The sequence below is a fragment of the Paraburkholderia sp. UYCP14C genome (genome assembly GCF_004197395.1).
Taxonomy (GTDB): Bacteria; Pseudomonadota; Gammaproteobacteria; order Burkholderiales; family Burkholderiaceae; genus Paraburkholderia.
This window is the reverse complement of the sequence record NZ_SELS01000061.1, coordinates 1-17,109: the sequence shown is the minus strand read 5'-3', so window position 1 is coordinate 17,109 and position 17,109 is coordinate 1. Positions and strand designations below refer to the sequence as shown.

10 protein-coding genes and 2 pseudogenes are annotated in these 17,109 nt (G+C 65.0%); all 12 read right to left on the bottom strand.

What is annotated here, in order from left to right; genetic code table 11:
* Positions 1-791 precede the first annotated feature (791 nt).
* A complete protein-coding gene (locus EVC45_RS35745) occupies positions 792-2,741 on the bottom strand; it encodes a M48 family metallopeptidase (protein ID WP_129962852.1) in 1,950 nt (649 codons plus the stop codon).
* 52 nt (positions 2,742-2,793) lie between these two features.
* Positions 2,794-3,393, bottom strand: a complete 600-nt coding sequence (locus EVC45_RS35740) for a LemA family protein (RefSeq protein ID WP_129962851.1) — start codon at positions 3,391-3,393, stop codon at positions 2,794-2,796.
* Between the two features lie 189 nt (positions 3,394-3,582).
* Positions 3,583-3,918, bottom strand: a complete 336-nt coding sequence (locus EVC45_RS47130) for a hypothetical protein (protein WP_248295386.1) — start codon at positions 3,916-3,918, stop codon at positions 3,583-3,585.
* 9 nt (positions 3,919-3,927) lie between these two features.
* Positions 3,928-4,116, bottom strand: coding sequence for a hypothetical protein (locus EVC45_RS35730; RefSeq protein WP_129962850.1), 189 nt, complete (start codon positions 4,114-4,116; stop codon positions 3,928-3,930).
* An 11-nt stretch (positions 4,117-4,127) separates the two neighbouring features.
* Positions 4,128-7,874, bottom strand: coding sequence for an HAD-IC family P-type ATPase (locus EVC45_RS35725; RefSeq protein WP_129962849.1), 3,747 nt, complete (start codon positions 7,872-7,874; stop codon positions 4,128-4,130).
* 37 nt (positions 7,875-7,911) lie between these two features.
* Entirely contained in the window at positions 7,912-11,025 is a 3,114-nt protein-coding gene (locus tag EVC45_RS35720; protein ID WP_129962848.1) for an efflux RND transporter permease subunit, read from the bottom strand.
* 41 nt (positions 11,026-11,066) lie between these two features.
* Entirely contained in the window at positions 11,067-12,131 is a 1,065-nt protein-coding gene (locus EVC45_RS35715; RefSeq protein ID WP_129962847.1) for an efflux RND transporter periplasmic adaptor subunit, read from the bottom strand.
* Positions 12,128-13,525, bottom strand: a complete 1,398-nt coding sequence (locus tag EVC45_RS35710; protein ID WP_129962846.1) for a TolC family protein — start codon at positions 13,523-13,525, stop codon at positions 12,128-12,130. Before EVC45_RS35710 ends, EVC45_RS35715 begins: the two co-directional genes overlap by 4 nt.
* A 317-nt stretch (positions 13,526-13,842) precedes the next feature.
* On the bottom strand, positions 13,843-15,123 hold the full coding sequence (locus EVC45_RS35705; RefSeq protein ID WP_129962877.1) for a HAMP domain-containing sensor histidine kinase: 1,281 nt from the start codon (positions 15,121-15,123) through the stop codon (positions 13,843-13,845).
* Positions 15,113-15,800, bottom strand: a pseudogene (locus tag EVC45_RS35700) (response regulator transcription factor). The gene EVC45_RS35705 and the pseudogene EVC45_RS35700 overlap by 11 nt, the downstream one beginning before the upstream one ends.
* A gap of 91 nt (positions 15,801-15,891) precedes the next feature.
* Entirely contained in the window at positions 15,892-16,356 is a 465-nt protein-coding gene (locus EVC45_RS35695) for an isoprenylcysteine carboxylmethyltransferase family protein (RefSeq protein ID WP_129962845.1), read from the bottom strand.
* An 84-nt stretch (positions 16,357-16,440) separates the two neighbouring features.
* A pseudogene (locus tag EVC45_RS35690) lies at positions 16,441-16,640 on the bottom strand (MFS transporter); the annotation flags it as partial.
* Positions 16,641-17,109 lie beyond the last annotated feature (469 nt).

The window sequence follows — 17,109 nt, the reverse complement described above, 5'->3', positions numbered from 1 at the left end:
CGTGACAGAATCCTCGCGATTGGGTAGACGAAGACTAGCGCCAATATCAGACAGACGATCCAGTTTGCGGCTACGTATCCGGCCATGCCGGACCAGTGAGTCATCACGATGCACCTCCTCGGCTGTGATCGACACCCATCTACAATGAGGGAAGCCACCTCATTCGACAACCGGGCGTCTGTGAACCCTGCTCATCGGACAAGCGCCGTCCGCGCGACGGTGTTGCCCGACTATACCGGGCACCTGACGCGCTTACCGGCCGGAAGCTGACGGTTTCTACTGCTGGCGGATCTGTTTCATCATAATCACGACCACCCAGCACATGTATCGACTGCACGGCCTGCGGCATTGTGCTCGTGTCCTCGCACGTTCATCTCGGAAACGAGTGCCACACACGGGACCAGTAAGGCGAGCCGGTTTTCGTGCATCTGCTCCGATCGGGGCGAATCGAAAGTGGATGCACGCAGCGATCGAGCAGGATCATCAGTGCTCCGGAAAGGACGGCCACTGCAGCACGTGCGCACTGCGTGCGCCTATGCTTCAGCGGGCTACGCCAACATCTTTTCCGCGAAGTCATCCGGCCGACAACTGCAATTGCGTAAAACGCGGCCGCGATCACGGGATCCAATGCGGACCATCGCCGCTTGCCAGCTTTCGCCACGGGCCAGCGGCGTCGATCGTTCCGGCACCCAGCACTGATACGCCGGCACTGTTGTCGATTCACAGAGCACATGTCCAGCGTTTGATTCTCCCGGTAGGATCGGTCATAGACCGCCTGTCTGCGATGTCGTTCATCGTTCTTCGGCTTCCTGCACGACGAGCGGCGGTAGCGGGCAGTTGAGCGTATCGCAGATGGCGCGGAGCAGCTCGGCTTCGCGGACGGTGACCTGCTGGTTCGCCAGAATGCAGGCCGCGCAGGCGGCGACGATCCGGCGCTTGATGGCCGGGACCGCTTGATTCAGCGTTTGCAGGGCCGCGTCGAACCCGGCGAGGGAGCATTCTTCGCGAGGCTGCAAACGGTGGGCGTGTTCGCCGCCGATGTAGCGGCGCATGCCCGTATCGAAAGCCCGGGCGGCCTGGTCGGTTTCCGGCTGGCCTTCCCGGGCCAATAGCGCCAACACCGTTGCCACCGGGTGCGCCAGGCTCTGCAGGGAACTGCGCACTGGACGCGCCGGGCGCTGCCGTAGAAATTGGGCGTCGAGATGGCGATGCAGCACACAGCGAAGCGTGTACTCGAACAAGCTTAGCCGCTGGTCGGCGATCATGAGCATCTCGACCTGGGCGCGGAATGCTTGATGCTGCCGCGGCGACATCTGCCGCAGTGCTGGCAGGGCCAGGTCCAGGAGGGGCAGCCGGTGGGTGTCCGGCAGAGCCTGGACAGGGGCGACCAGCCTCAGGGTTTCGGCGTAGTCCTGCGGCTCAGCGCCGGCCTTCAGCCGGGTCAGTTGGAGTTCTCGCAGGTCTGCCCCCGGGTCCATGAGAAGGGCGTATACCACCGCGCGTGCACTGAACGGCTCCTGGGCGGCGACCCGGAGCACGTCTGGCATACCGTCGTGTAGCCCCTGGGCATAGCTAATCAGTTCCGGATCGATGTGGCCGACCCGGGATGCGGTTTCGTCGGCGAGCCCCAGGACCGGCACCGGCACCTGCGGAAGCCCCGGTAACGTCGGAAGCCCGCCGAACGGCGGGACGTGGTGGCGTCGGGGGCCTTCAAGTTCTTCCCGATCGACACCTAGCGGCCGCACCTCCGGAAACTGGCCGTCGAACTGGGGATTGATGCGGCGGATGCGCTCGACGAGGGGCGGGTGGGTAGCTAGCAGTCCGGCGAGTCCTCCGCCAGCGAAGGCGTTGGCGAAAAACATGTGACCAGCCTCTGCGGCTTGGGGGTTGCCGATGCGTGACCCCTCGGCCAGCCCGCCGATCTTCTTAAGCGCCCCGCCGATTCCGTCGGGATTGCGCGTGAACTGGACGGCACTGGCGTCGGCCAGGTACTCGCGCTGCCGCGACACTGCCGCCATGATCAGCCGACCGAAGAACGCTCCCACGAGGCCCAGCACAAACACGCCCAAGCCCAGCAGCACCATGCCGGCCTGGGAATTCTGCCGTCCCGACGAGCGTCCTCTGGATGCGAACATGATGCTGCGGCCGATGATGGACAACACCATGATGCCGAAGATCAGGCCGATCAGCCGGATGTTCAGCCGCATGTCGCCGTTGAGGATGTGGCTGAACTCGTGGGCCACCACGCCCTGGAGCTCGTCGCGGGTCAGGTAATTGAGGCAGCCCTGCGAAACGGCGATCACGGCATCGCCCGGGGCGTAGCCGGCCGCGAAGGCATTGATCCCGGGCTCATCCAGAATATAAACGGGGGGCACCGGCACTCCCGCAGCGAGGGCTATCTCTTCGACGACATTGAGCAGCCGCTTCTGCCGCGCGTCGGTGGTCGTGCCAGGCACTTCCACGCCGCCCAACATCAGGGCGACGGCCTGGCCACCGGAAGCGAGCTGGGTCACCTTGAATGCGCTGGCACCGCCGACCACAAGGCCCACCCCCAGCGCCGCGACCAGGAGCATCTCCGGCTGCCACCAGGACACCGGCGCGTGGGCGCCATACGTGCTGAGCGCCACCAGCAGCCCGTAGACCAGGGCGATCAGCATCAGGATCGCCAGGACGAAATAGACCACCAACTGAAAGGTCTTGCGTCGGGCCGAATCCTGCTGCTGAAAGAAATTGGTGGTCACGGTCAGAGCGGCTTGGGGAGCATGAGACGCACAGAGCGATGGAGGTCCCGGTTTACCGGAACGACACCTTGGGCGCTGCGCGCTCTGTCTCTGCGGTTTCTAGCAGCGTCGCCTCCTTGAAGCCGAACATGCCGGCCACCGTAACCGCCGGGAAGACCTCGCGCCGGATGTTGTACTCGGTGGCGGCGTCGTTGAACGCTTGCCGGGCGAAGCCGATCTTGTTCTCGGTCGAGGTCAGCTCTTCCTGCAAGGCGAGCATGTTCTGGTTGGCTTTGAGGTCCGGGTATGCCTCGGACAGGGCAAAGAGCCGGCCCAGGGTGCCACCCAGCTGAGCCTCGGCCTGGTTAAACCCCTTAATGGCCGCCGGGTCGCTGGGGTTGGCGGCGACTTTCTGCTCGGCAGCCATCGCGCTGTTGCGGGCCTTGATGACGGCGTCGAGCGTCTCCCTCTCGTGGCCCATGTAGCCCTTGACCGCTTCGACCAGGTTCGGAATCAGGTCGTAGCGGCGCTTGAGCTGCACATCGATCTGGGCGAAGGCGTTCTCGAAGCGTTTCCGGGCGACCACCAGCCCGTTGTAGATGCCCATTAGCCAGAGCGCTAGCAGCAGTCCGATGCCCAGGAGCACGAGCAGGGTGATGATGACGGGACTCATTGGCCGTAACCTCCGACGAGAGCACTGCTGGTTTGGACCGTCACATGACTATGGAAACAGGATAAATGAAATGGCGTTCAATTCAATCAATTCGGGATGCCGATATAAGTAAAACGGCGCTGATTTATGCGCACTGCATCAATTCCTTTCCTTCCATGATTGTCTCTTCCTTAGTTATCGTCGATGGGGCTAACTGGTAATGAACGCGAGCTGACGATCTGTGCTGACTTGGTGAGCTGGAAAGGAAATTTGACGAGACAAACGGCCCATTCTTCCAGATGGCTCATGACCTTGGCTCAGTAACGAACAACTTGAGTCAATGCGCCGGACAAGCTGCTTGACGCTATCAACCATCACTTCCGCCATGCGTGCCGCGACGAAATTCATCGCACCCTTCACGAAACCAAAAGCGACGACGAACGCTACCAACAGCATGAACGATCCGCGCGGCACGACGAATTGGGACTCTGCCAGCGCCGTAACCACATTTCGCATCATGCTAATGGACATGCCGACCAGCAGCACCTGAAGCAGCTACTGCCCGGCGGACTTTATGCAAAGATGCAAAGCATCGCCGAGCGCATCAAGAGAATGGGACGCACTCACGAGCATGATCTTATGACCGCAGCGCTGATGTTCGCGCAGGCGCTGCATCATCTCCGGCCGGATCAGGGCAGGCACCAGATGCGGATGTTCGCTGATCGACGTGAGCCAGGCATGCACGGACTCTCTCCTTACTCGCAGAGGTCCGGCGCAGGGTTCGCCGTCGGTCGTGAGCCGGCCTTCCCCGCGGGTGCGCCAGCGCATACGAGCCACACGCGTCCGTCCCACTGCCGGAAAAGCGCGCCTGCTGCGTCGTCGCGCGTCACGCTGCGCGCGCCGGGGAAACGTTGGCCAAACGCGCTGGCCGGTGACGTGAAATCGTCGTCGACCGACGGGACGGAGAACGTCCATGACCAGGCTGCTGCCTCACGCTCGCGCGTGAGCGTGCCAACCCAGACGGGAACATTGCCGCGATCGCCCGGCCGTTCAACGTCGTAGCCGCCCAGCCATAGCCGCAGCACCGTCAGCTCGTCCGGCAACGCCGCGTCCCTCTTGACGAATGTCATCGCCGGCGAAGCGCCGTCATGGAACCTGAGGGCAACCGCACCGGGCGCTGCCCACGGTAGCCAGGGCGGTCCACTGCGCGCCGGCTGCCAGCCGGCAGCCTCCAGGGCGCTCCCGATCGCCGCGGAGGAGCCTGCCCACTGAACGTTGAACGGCTCGTCGATCCGGCCTACCACCGCGACCCGCCCCGCGGGCAGCGTACGCCACCCGTCCGAGCGCCATTGCGCGGCCGTCATCCGCCCGACATGGCGAGCCGGTGCGTAGAGCGCCACGTCCGCGTTGAGCTGCCGGACGATGTGCAGTGTGGCGCCTGCCAGCAGCGTGATTACGACAGTCCTCGTGAGGCGCTTCGACGCGATGGGCTGATTTTTCTGGAGCGAGTACGCGATGGCCAGCACCGCGATCCAGGCGAGGCCCAGGCTCAGGCCCGCGACGACGTCCGACACCCAGTGCACGCCCAGATAGAGACGTGAGACCGCGATCAGCGTCACGGCGATCGTTGCGGTGAGGAGAATCGCGACACGCGTCCGATGCCGCTGGCCTTCGCAAAGGAGAAACGCGAGGAACCCGTAAGCGACCATGGCCAGCGTCGCGTGAGCGCTTGGAAACGAGAAGCTCTCGATGCCTGCAGCAAACGGATTCGGCCGTGCGCGTTGCAGCACGAGCTTGAGCAGCTTGACGATGACCTCTGCACCACCCACCGCGGCGAGCCAGTAAAGCGCGGTACGCCAGAGCCGATGCCAGATCAGCCAGGCGAGCACGACCAGCACGACGGGGACCACCACCGCGGCGTCGCCCAGCTCGGACAGCCCGGTCATCACGCTGTCGGGCCACGACGGCCGGAGGTCCTGCAGCACGCGCCAGACTATCAGGTCGGCCTGCAGGAGCGGATCCCGCGAAATCACGTCTTCCAGCACGCCGAGGAAGAGCCACGTGCTGCCGGCGAGCAGCATCAGGGTCGCCGTGACGGAAATGACGTGCCGCCGCCACAGGGACAGCAACGCGGGCAGGAACGGCCCGGCGGGCGCCGTATCGCCGCGCGGCGGTGGACGTTCACCCACGCGGGATCGGGGCGTGAGCGCGTGCATGCCCGCACAGGCCAGGATTGCGATGCCGGCCGCGCCCAGCCATATCCGCACCGGTAGCACATCGATCGCAAAGAAGGTCCGCAACTGGGCAACGACGACGATGACAGCGAACGCGGCAGCCATCCCGGCGACCATTGCGAGCCGCGAGGTGTTCAGGGGGCGTGCGAGCCGGGCGAGAATCCACAGGGCAATGGCGCATAGCGTTACCGTCGCCGCAGTGCGGGCCTGATCGAGCGTGCCGTGCAGATAGCTGAGCGAGATCGCGTAAGCCGCAAACGTTGCGATGGCAGCCAGCACGCCGGCGGGCACCGTGAAGCGCAGCACGCGCTCGACAAAGCCGCTTTTTGCGCGCTCGGCGCTGGCCTCGAGCGACAGGAAGAAGGCCGGGATGCCAATGGTCAGCGAACCGACCAGCGTCAGATGGCGAGGCAGAAACGGAAAGGCGAGATCGGCGATGCCCACTGCGAAAGCGAGCAGCATCGCATAGACCGTTTTCGTCACGAACAGGTTGGCCACGCGCTCGATGTTGCCGATGACCCGGCGGCCTTCGTTCACGATCGCGGGCAGGCTCGCGAAGCGGTTGTCGGTCAGCACAGCTTGGGCAACGGCCGCCGCGGCGCTGCTGCCCCCGCCCATGGCGATACCGATGTCGGCTTCCTTGAGCGCAAGCAGGTCATTAACGCCGTCGCCAACCATCGCGACCACATGGCCGCGGCTGCGCAACGCGGCCACCATTGCCGCCTTCTGTTGTGGAGAGACGCGGCCGAACACGCACTCCCGCTCCATCAGTTCGCCGGACAGGTCCGCGCCGTCGGGGAGCGTGCGCGCATCGACGCCCGCCTGTGCGGACGTCATGCCAACGCGTCGTGCAACTTCGGCTACCGTCTCCGGGTGATCGCCTGAGATCACCTTCAGCGACACGCCCTGAGCGGTGAACCAGGCCACGGTGCCGGGCGCATCGTCGCGGATGCGCTCCGCGAGCAGCACCAGCGCGACTGGCGTCAGCGTGCCCGGCAACGTGTCATCAGCGAGCGGCAGGTCTGAACGGGCGAGCAGCAGCACCCTGCGACCTTCGCGTACGTGGCGGGAGACGGTGCTGCGCAGGTCGTCGGCCATCGCGGTGCCTGCGAGTACGACATCGGGCGCGCCAAGCACCCAGACGCCGTGTTCGCCGAACGATGCGCCCGCCCACTTTCGGGCAGAGGAAAATGGCACGGTGTTCGTAGCATGCCATCCCGGCGGCGCCGTGCAGTTTAGTGCGATGGCGCGCAGTGTCGCGTTCGGCGCGGGTTCGCCAAGTGCCAGCGCCGCGAGCGCATCGTGCGCGTCCCTCACGCCGGCAAGCACTTCGATCCGTTCGAGAACCGGCTCGCCCTGTGTCAGGGTTCCCGTCTTGTCGATACACACCACGTCGACGCGCGCGAGCGTCTCGATGGCCGGCAGCTCCTGCATCAGTGTGCCGCGCCGCGCGAGCCGCATCGCACCGACCGCGAGTGCAACGCTCGTGAGCAGCACGAGTCCTTCCGGCACCATGCCGACGACCCCGCCTGCGGAAAACAGCAGTGCCTCGGCCAGGGACATTTGTCGAAGCAACTGGGTCGCCACGAGCAGCACCGACAGCGGTGCGATGGCCCACCCGATGTAACGCAGGATACGGTTGATGCCGGCCGCGAGCTCCGAACGCGAAGGCTCGAAACGTCGTGCCTGTGTCGCGAGCCGGTGCACCCAGGCCTGCTGTCCGACTGCCGTTGCCCGATACCAGCCCTGTCCCGCGACGACAAAGCTGCCAGACAGCAACGGCATCCCGCACGTCTTGTCCTGGGGTTCGGATTCGCCGGTGAGCAGCGACTCGTCGACCTGCAGCCCGGACGAAGCAACAACGACCCCGTCGACCACGATGTGTTCGCCGCGCTCGACCCCGATCAGATCGTCTTTCACGATGTCGGCGACGTCGATCTCGATCGTCTGCCCGTCGCGGCGTACGCGCGCGCGTGGCTGGTGCAGCAGTGCGAGACGATCGAGCGTGCGCTTCGCACGCCATTCCTGAACGATGCCGATGAGCGAGTTCGCGACGAGCACGCCACCGAACAGCGCGTCCTGCCACGGTCCGGCGATGAGCACCACGGCGCACAGCGAACCGAGCAGCGCGTTGAAGCGCGTGAACACATTGGCGCGCACGATGTCGGCAAGGCTGCGGCTGGTGCGGCGCCTGATCCGGTTGAAGTCGCCACGCTGCCTGCGCACGGTCACCTCGGGCGATTTCAGGCCGTCGGGGAGTGTTGTCATCGCCTGCTGTCCGGTCACGGGCTACCTCCGTTGCGACTCACGTGGCCGCAGGGCCGGGTTCGGCCAGCACATCACGCTCGAAGCGTCCATAACGCAGCGCGAGCGTGGGCAGCACGATGAGGTTGAGTGCTGTCGACGTGATGAGGCCGCCTAGGATCACGATCGCCATCGGCCCCTCGATCTCGTTGCCCGCCGCGCCGCTCGTCACCGCAAGTGGTAGCAGCGCCAGGGCGGTCACGAGCGCGGTCATCAGGATGGGCACTAGCCGCTCCGATGCACCGCGCACGGCCGTGTCCGGCCCCCACGCCAGACCGTCGACGTGCACGAGATGCTCATAGTGGCTGATCAGCATGATCGAATTGCGCAGCGAGATGCCAAAGAGCGTCACGAAGCCCACCATGCCGCCCAGCGACAGGTTGCCGCCCGTCAGCGCCACGCTCAGTACGCCCCCCACCAGCGCGAACGGCAGGTTGGCCATCACCAGCAGCACGCCCCGGCGGCTTTTCATGGCAAGGAACAGCAGCAGCGCGATGCCGACGAGTGACATGGCGCCGTACGCAAACAGGTCGCGCTGCGACTGCGCACGCGCTTCGCTTTCGCCAGCGAACACGGCGTACGTTCCTTGCGGCATGACGATTTCGCGACTCACGCGCGCCTCGGCCTCTTTCACGAAGTCGCTCACCGTGCGGCTGCCGAGATTGACGGACACCGTCTGCATGCGCCGCCCGCCGTCGTGGGTGATCTGGTAGCGGCCGGGGACCTGGCTGATCGTCGCAAGTTGGCGCAACGGGACGGCAAGGCCGTCCGGGTTGCGCAGCATCAGCGCGCCGATGCCGGCCAGCGTGCCACGCGCGGCGGGGGCCAGCACAACCGTGACGTCATAGGTGCGGCTGCCCTGGTAGATCTGGGAGACCGTCGTGCCCTGGTACGCCGCCTGGATCGCGTCGAGCACCTCTACCGGCCTGAAGCCCCAGTGGCTCAACTGGTCAGGCTTGAGCTTCACTTCCAGTTCCGGAATGCCCGGGGGCGATTCCACCCGCACGCTCGCTGCACCGCGGATCGTCCCGAGAAGGCGCGCAATCTCCTGCGCCTTGCGGTCGATCACGTCGAGGTTGTCGCCGAATACGTTGACAACCACCGGAGCCGTGACGCCCGAAATCGTCTCGTCGATACGCTCGACCAGAAACGTGTTGACCGAGGTGGTCAGTCCAGGAAAGCGCGCGAGCGCCTGCTGGATGCGATAGAGCGTCCAGCTTTGACCGGACGCGCTCATCGGTTCCAGATCGACCTCGAACTCGGAGAGCTGCACGCCGGCCGGGTCGACGACTTCATTGGCGCGGCCCGCGCGTTGCGCGACGAGGCGCACGCCGGGCACCTGCATCAGCGCCTGCGACACCGGGGTGCCAATGCGCATCGATTCGGCGAGCGACGTACCAGGCGTGAGGCCCATGTGCGCGATGTAGTGTCCCTCGCGCAGCTCAGGAATAAAGTTGCCGCTCATGAACGGCAGCGCCGCCAGTGCCGCGGCGCACATCAGTGCGACCGCGATCATGACCGTCTTCACACGCTGCTCAATCTTCATCAGCAGCGCGATGTACCGTATCTTGAGGCGCGCAATCAGTCGCGGCTCGTGCTCGGGCAAAGGGCCCTTTGCCAGCAGTGCAAGCGCCATCGCGGGCGTGAGCGTGAGCGCAACGCCGAGCGAGGCCAGCACGGCGAGGATGTACGCGATGCCGAGCGGGGCGAACAGCTTGCCGGCCACGCCCGAGAGGGTGAGCACTGGCAGGAAGATCAGCATCACGATGAAGGTGGCGAACACCACGGCACTGCGTACCTCGAGCGAGGCGCGCAGCACGACGCGAAACGCGGGCAGCGGTGCCGGCAGTTTCCGGTTCTGCCGCAGCCGCCGGTAGATGTTTTCGACATCGATGATCGCGTCGTCGACCACTTCGCCGAGCGCGATCGCGAGGCCACCGAGCGTCATCGTGTTCAGGCTCACCCCGAATGCCGTCAGGACGATGATGGCGATGAGCAGCGACAGCGGGATCGCGACGGCGGAGATGACCGCGGTGCGCACATTGAGCAGGAACAGGAACAGCACCGCGACCACCAGCACCGCGCCCACGAGCAGAGCCGTGCGTAGGTGGCCGACCGATGCTTCAATGAAACTGCCCGGCCGGAACACGTTCGCGTTGACGTCGACTCCCTGCTTCGCGAGGACTGGCCTGAGCGCGCCAAGCGTCTTCTCGATGTCTTTTGTGACCGCGAGCGTGTTCGTGCCGTACTGGCTTTCGAGCACCAGCATCACGCCCGGCTGGCCCATCACCGAGGCCGCGCCCACCGCGGGCGCGCTGCCCCAGTCGACGGTTGCGACGTCCCCCAGACGGACGGCTGCGCCGTTGCTCCAGTGCAGCACGATACCGGCGAGCTTCTCCGGTGTGGTGATCTGGCCGTCGGCGTTGACGGCGATACGCTGGTTGTCGTTCTCGATGAATCCGGCACCCCGCACGCCCGTGGACACACGTGCCGCAGCAATCACGTCCTGGATCGAGAGCCCGTAACGCATTAGCTTCGCGGGGTCCACCTGGATCTGCAGCTGCCGCGTGTCGCCACCGAACACGATCACATCCGCCACGCCTGGTACGCTCAGCAGCTGCGGCCTGACGGTCCACTGCGCGACGTCGTAGAGGTCCATCAGCGAGCGCGTCTTCGACGTGAGGCCAATGGTGCGCACGACACTGGTCGTGGTCGTGAGCGGAAGGAGTCGCGGCGGCATGACGCCGGCCGGCAGCGTTGCCGCGAGCGCATTGACCCGCTCGGAGACCAGCTGCCGGATCTGCATCACGTTCGCGTGCGCGTCGAATACCAGCGTGATGGCGGACAGCCCCTGCATCGACCTCGAGCGCATCGACTGCAGCCCGACCACGCCGCCGAGGCCATTCTCGAGCGGCTGGGTCACGAGCGTCTCGACCTGTTCGCTGGTCAGGCCCGGGGCTTCGGTCTGGACGATGCTCATCGGCGGGGCGAACTCCGGGAACACGTCGAGCCTGGCGCGCGTCAGCGTAAAAAGACCGTAGCCAGCCGTGATGACGGCCAGCGCGTAGATGACGCCGCGAAAACGCAGCGAAAACCGGATGATTGCATTGAGCATGGGCAGTCGCGGGTTCGTGTAGTGCGCAGCGGGAGGACGGCTCAGTCGTCGCACTCGGGCGGATCCTTGCAGGCCGTCGCGATACCCTGCGGCTTCAGTTCCTCGGAGAGCAGCAGCTGGGCGCCCTGCGTCACGATCCGGTCGCCGGCATGAAACCCGGTGGTCACGATGAAGCCCTGATCGCTCTCGTTGCCAGCGGCCACATAGCGTCGCGTGAAGCGATCGGGGGCGGTCTGCACGTAGGCCCACGCCTCGCCGCCGTACCAGATGACGGCGCGCTCCGGAATGGCGAGCGCCGACGTGACCGGATCCGCTGATGGCAGGTCGACGCTGGTATGGGTGCCGACCGGCAGCGCACGGTCGGCGGCGTAGAACCAGGGGTTGCCCTGCACGGATGGATCGGCAAGGGGCGAGGCAGAGAGCTTCTGCGTTGGCACTGCCTCGCCGCCCGGCGCATTGATGGTGATGCGCGCAGGCGCGGGGTCGCGGTCGTCCGCAGGCAGCGTCACGCGCAGCACGGCGCCCCGTCCCGACAGCAGGCGCTGGAACAGTCCGGAAGCCGGCGTCGTCGCGGCGTCGGTGAGTGCGTCGCCAAACTGCTGGCGCATCGTCGCGGTGAGCCCGCTGACCGTGGCTGTGGCCGACTGCAACTTCGCCTGATCGCCCTGCATGGCTGCGCGCGCATCCTGGAGGCTTTTCTGGGAGACGTTGCGGTCATCCTCGAACAGCACGCGGCTGCGCTCGTACTGCACATGCGAGTTGCCGGCCTGCGCCGTCATGGTGTCAAGATCAGCCCGTGCAGCAGCCAGCCGGCCGCGCAGGTCAAGGAGCGGCTGCAGGTCGATGACCGTCGCATAGGCGCTGCGCGCCGGCCGGACGGCCGTTGCGGCGAGTGGCGAGACCTCGATGTGGCTTGCGCGCTGCACCTCGGGGGCGAGGACGACCACGGTTTCGCCATTGACCGTCTGTACCGCAGGCTGAGGCGCCGTCTGTGCAGTCGCTGGCGATGCCGACGGGTTCGGGTAGAGCGTCTGATAGATGTACCAGCCCGCGCCGGCCGCCAGTGCGATCGTGACGGTGGAGAGGAGGAGCAACCGGTATTTCATCGGGATTCCTGTTGGGTCAGGGATTCATTGGCCGCACCGGAGGCAAGGGGCCGTTGCATGGCATCTTCAAGCGCACCGGCCGCCTGTTGCGCGGCCACCACTGCGTCCAGGTGTGCGATCGCATTTGCTTCATAGTCGGCGCTCGCCTGCGTGAAGGTCAGGCGGTCCGTGTTGCCTGCGGCGAAGCCTGCCGCCTGACTGTCGAGCTGACGCCGTGCGGTTGCGAGGTGGCGCGCCGAAAGCTGCACCGCGTCGAGACCGGCGCGGTAACGCGCGAGTGCATGATCCAGATCACCCAGGATCGTGTCCTGCAGTGCTGTCGTGCGTGCGGCGGCCTCCCTGCGCTTCGCCTCGGCCTGCGCGGTGCCGCCCTGGTTCTGGTCGAAGATGGGCAGCGTGATGCCGGCGAGTCCAAATCCGATCTTGTGCGTGCCCGTGTCGTACGTGTAGCCGGGGCCGAGATGGATGTCCGGATACTGCTTCGCCACCTCGAGCTGCAGTGCCGACTCCGCTGCAGCGTAGTCGGCGAGCGACGCAAGCAGGTCCGCGCGATGCAGGATCGCGTCGCGCTGTGCGTCGGCCGCCGGCGGCGCAGGGGGCACCGTGCCGAACCCGCCGGGATCGAACTCGATGCCATTGAGAGCGGCAACCGGCACGCCGATCGCCGCTGCGAGCTGTGCCCGTGCGTCCTGCTCCGCGCTGCGGGATGCAGCCAGATCGGCCTCGGCCTGCGTGGCTGCGAGGACCGCCGCATTGACGTCCGGTCCCGAGTTTTCGCCCACCGCCCGACGCTTCGTGACCATCTGGACGATCTGCTGCGCGGCGCCGGCCTTGCGGGACAGGAACGCGCTGCGCTCGCGCGCCGCGTACAGCGCAAGCAGCGCATCGCGGACCTGCGCGCGAACTTTCCAGGCCTCGTTACCGATGGCAAGGCGCGCCGCTTCCGACAGGTGCGATGCCTGGTCGACGCGGTAGCCGCGCTTGTGCGCGGTCTCGATCGGGATATCGAGCGAAGGCCCCCAGGTGAAGGGCGCTCCTGGCCCCGGGTTCGGCGTGTTGTACTGGAACGGCAACTGCAGGACAGGATTGGGAATCGAGTTGGCGACGTCGATACCGGCTTTGGCCGTGCCCCATTGGGCACGGGCAAGGTCGAGCGCGGGGCTGTAGTAGAAGGCCGCCAGGGTGAGCAACTCGCGGTTCCAGCGGGCAGGTGGCCAGGGCGCGAAGTCGCGGCCTGTCGCGCGCACCACGTAGGCACGAAACTCCTCGCTCGCCAGCGAGCGCTGCTCGAATTCCTGGGCAAGCTGGGCGGCGGCGATCGGCTCGGGGCGGTAGGTCGTACAGCCTGCCACCCCGGCGAAGGCAACGAAGGCAATCAATGACGCGAGGCGCATTCTGGCATTCCATTGGACGTTCTGCCGCCCACCCGGGCAGCTTCCGGGGCGGATGCTACGCCACTGATTGTGAAGTTTTCGTCAAGAAGGCGCCCCCGGCCAATGCCCGGGGGGCGTGTTTGCTGGGCAAATGAGTGCTTGGGGAAAATGGCAGAGGATGCGGCAAAGAGCGCAGCGAAGAGCGATTTCATCGCCGACTTCTTCACAAGGCGGGCGGGTATCCGTTGCGCAAACGCACGGCACAGCCCATGAGTCCATGCTATGCGATGGCTTACGAAGGTTTCTTCGGTAAACCATCCGGTTCCCTTGGAGTCTGCTCAGGTCCGGTTCGCAGCCGGCAGGCGAAGCGACATGCAGGTACCCCGGCCAGGCTCGCTGCTGATCTCTATTGACCACCCGTAGCGGTTGCAAAGCTTCTTGACGATCGACAGGCCGATCCCGACGCCAGGGGTCGGGGTGCGTGGCGATCCTGCCTGGTAGAACCGGTCAAAGACGTGCGGAAGTGCATGTGCTGGAATACCCGGCCCCGTGTCCTCGATGTACAGCCAGTCGTTGACATAGCGAAACTGAAGATGTCCGCGGTCGGTGTACCGTACGGCGTTCTCAATAAGGTTGGATAGCACGATCGCAAGCGCTGACCGGTTCGCCATTACGGAAAGTTCACGGCCCACGTCGATGACAGTATCGAGTCCCTTTTGCGCGAGCCGGTCGGCGAAAGGTGCCAGCGCGGTTTCGATCATGTTCGCGATCGCCACCGGCTCGACACTGCGCGTCGAATCCTCCCTGGCGAGCATGAGCAGCGCGTTGACGAGTTCGCGCATATTGTCGGCCGCACGCTCAATCTGATAGAGCCGCGCGCGCGACTTCCCGCTGATTGCCGTATCCTGCTCAAGCAGTTCGCAGCTCGTCTTGATCGTCGTGAGCGGCGTGCGCAGCTCGTGGCTGACATTGCCCGTGAACTCCTTCTCGCGTTCGATCATGTCGGCCATGCGCCGGTGGTAGTCGTTGAAAGCCTCCACGAGTCCGACGAGTTCTGTCTCGTCATACTTCCCGGGCTGGATCGGTGCCGATTCTCCGGGCCGAAACGTCTTCACCTGCCGCGCGAGGCCCGCCACCTGCCGCACCAGCAGGCCCGACAGCCCGAAGGACAGCCAGATCGTGAGGAGCGCGAAGACGCCCGTGCCCGCCATCAGGGCATTGATGACCTCCTTGAAATGCTGTTCGTAAATGCTGAAGTTGTAGATCCGGTACAGGCGTGCCGTGCCGAGCCGCGCTATAGCGACGTGAATCTCCCGTCCGTCGATGATGATCTCGTGCGTGCCGAAAGACAGGTCCCTGACCGTGGCGGGCAGGGCTATTGTCCGGTGGTCCGCGCCCGATACATAGCCATTCACCCGGATATCGAAAGGTGGCAGCAAGGACGGATTGGCTTCGTAGCTTTTGAGCACGCTCGCCATGTCGTCGCCAATGAGCGCCGCAATCAGCCTTTCTTCCTGTGCCTCGGCGAGTGTTCGCACGCCCAGTGCCTGGGCGAGCAACAGCGCAATGGTCAGCACCGAGAAGAAAAGCGCGACCTTGAAGCGCAGGCTATTTCGCATCATGACCGTTCGCCATGAGTCGGTAGCCGACACCATGGATGGTCTCGACAAGACTGGCCTCGCCCGGCTCACCAAGTGCGCGGCGCAGGGTGTAAATGTGCGTGCGCAGCGTGTCGCTGTCGGGCAGTTCCTCGCCCCAGACTTCGGACTCGAGCTCGGTGCGACTGAACGTGCGGTGGGGCGACTGCATCAGGACACGCAGTAGCTGAAGACACTTGGGGGGAAGCTTGACCGGACGCCCGGCGCGTTCGACGGTCATCCTCGACAGGTCGAGCCGCACGTCTGCAAACCGGAGATCCATGGTGGCGACCCGGCCTCGGTAGCGCTTGATGAGGGCGCCAAGACGTGCATCAACTTCCTTTAGGGAGAACGGCTTGACCAGATAATCATCGGCGCCGTGCGCGAAACCCTCGAGCTTGTCGTCAAGCGCGTCCCTCGCGGTCAGCATCAGCACCGGTGTGTCCCGCCCCGCCTCCTCACGCAGCCTGCGACAGAGCGTGAGTCCGTCCATGCCCGGCCGACAGATCGAGCAGGATGGCGTCCCATGAGCCGGCGAGCGCCATTTGCAGCCCCGCGTTGCCACTGGGAGCAACATCAACCTCATAGCCGCTGCCCTCAAGATAGTCGTAGAGGTTTGCGGCGATCGCGGAATCGTCTTCGACAATAAGCACCTTCATGGAGATCCGTTCGTCACGCGGGGGCCGGAAGAGAGCTGATGCTACCGCAGAATTTCGTGCGCCGCGGTTGTCGAGGATCTCCTCGTTGGCATCACCGCCGGCGGCCGATCCATCGTGCTACGCGTCGTTGGTAAGAGCGGTACTGATCTCCGAAACGTTGCCTTAGCGCGCGTTCCTCGGGAATGATCTGGACGACCGTGATGACGATTGCGAACAGCGGGGGAACAAGCCATGGACTCGCGCTTCCTAGCCAGACCGCCCAGCCGATCAGGAGCAACTCCAATCCCAGGTACATCGGATTGCGGCTAATGCGAAATACCCCGTCCGTTACAAGACGCGAGGCCTTGCCCGGGTCCATCGGATCGGTGGTCGTTCGCACCTTCCGAAAACGGACGATGGCTGCCGCCGCAGTGGCGAGTCCGGCCACAGCCGGGAGGCTACCGAATCGGTTCCACGGCGGGACGATCCAGTGAGTGAGCGGGAGCCAGCGGTGCAGTGCCCACATGAGGGCGGCCGCGGCCAGCATCACGATTGGTGGCGGAATGCGGGGCTTCATCAGGGCAACCTTCGAGTTTTGTCTGCCACTATAACTCCACGCATGAGACGCACTATCGGTGCGTACGAGTCACCAGGGAAATGATCAACGACAGTCGCGCATGGCAATCGCGACGATAGCGCCAGAGATGAAGGTGACCACGGCGATTGCCAGAATGGCGTAGGCAAAACCAAAGCGATCCGCGATGACGCCTGCTGAAAGTGCGCCAATCGCGTACCCGAGGTCTCGCCAGAACCGGTACACGCTTAGTGTCGCGCCCGCCAGTTCGGCTCTGAAGCTTGAGCGTGTTGCTCCATTGCTGCGCATGCTTGCGATTTCTCCACTCGGATTCCTGCGCGGATGAATGCTTCAACCCTTAACGGGTTTTGCCTTTTGCATGAAATGCACGCCCGAGGCGATCGTCGCGCTCAGCCGTACGACGCATCGCGTAGCGTCGAGACATACGCGTGTCCGGTGATTGGCGAGGTCCGCGTGCGTGATATCGACACGGCGATGATCGTGCGGATTCTCCCCGATCAGGACGAAGAAGGCGGAGACAGCGCGCCGCGTTTGCTGCCGCATCAAGGCGATTCTCGATGCGGAAACGGTGTTAGGTTACCGCACGGGCAGCAACCCGGCGCGCTGTGTTGACCATCTGCAACTGGTGTTACCACGCTCGAAAAAGCGCGCACAGAATAAACATCACGCGGCACTTTCTTGGGAAGAACTGCCAGCCTTTGTCCATGACCTGGAGCAACGTCCCCGGCGTGCCGC

Coding starts and splice junctions, on each gene's coding strand:
- EVC45_RS35740 (WP_129962851.1), bottom strand. CDS start 3,393: ATGAGTCCCGTCATCATCACCCTGCTCGTGCTCCTGGGCATCGGACTG.
- EVC45_RS35715 (WP_129962847.1), bottom strand. CDS start 12,131: ATGAAATACCGGTTGCTCCTCCTCTCCACCGTCACGATCGCACTGGCG.
- EVC45_RS35725 (WP_129962849.1), bottom strand. CDS start 7,874: ATGACAACACTCCCCGACGGCCTGAAATCGCCCGAGGTGACCGTGCGC.
- EVC45_RS35710 (WP_129962846.1), bottom strand. CDS start 13,525: ATGCGCCTCGCGTCATTGATTGCCTTCGTTGCCTTCGCCGGGGTGGCA.
- EVC45_RS35705 (WP_129962877.1), bottom strand. CDS start 15,123: ATGCGAAATAGCCTGCGCTTCAAGGTCGCGCTTTTCTTCTCGGTGCTG.
- EVC45_RS35695 (WP_129962845.1), bottom strand. CDS start 16,356: ATGAAGCCCCGCATTCCGCCACCAATCGTGATGCTGGCCGCGGCCGCC.
- EVC45_RS35720 (WP_129962848.1), bottom strand. CDS start 11,025: ATGCTCAATGCAATCATCCGGTTTTCGCTGCGTTTTCGCGGCGTCATC.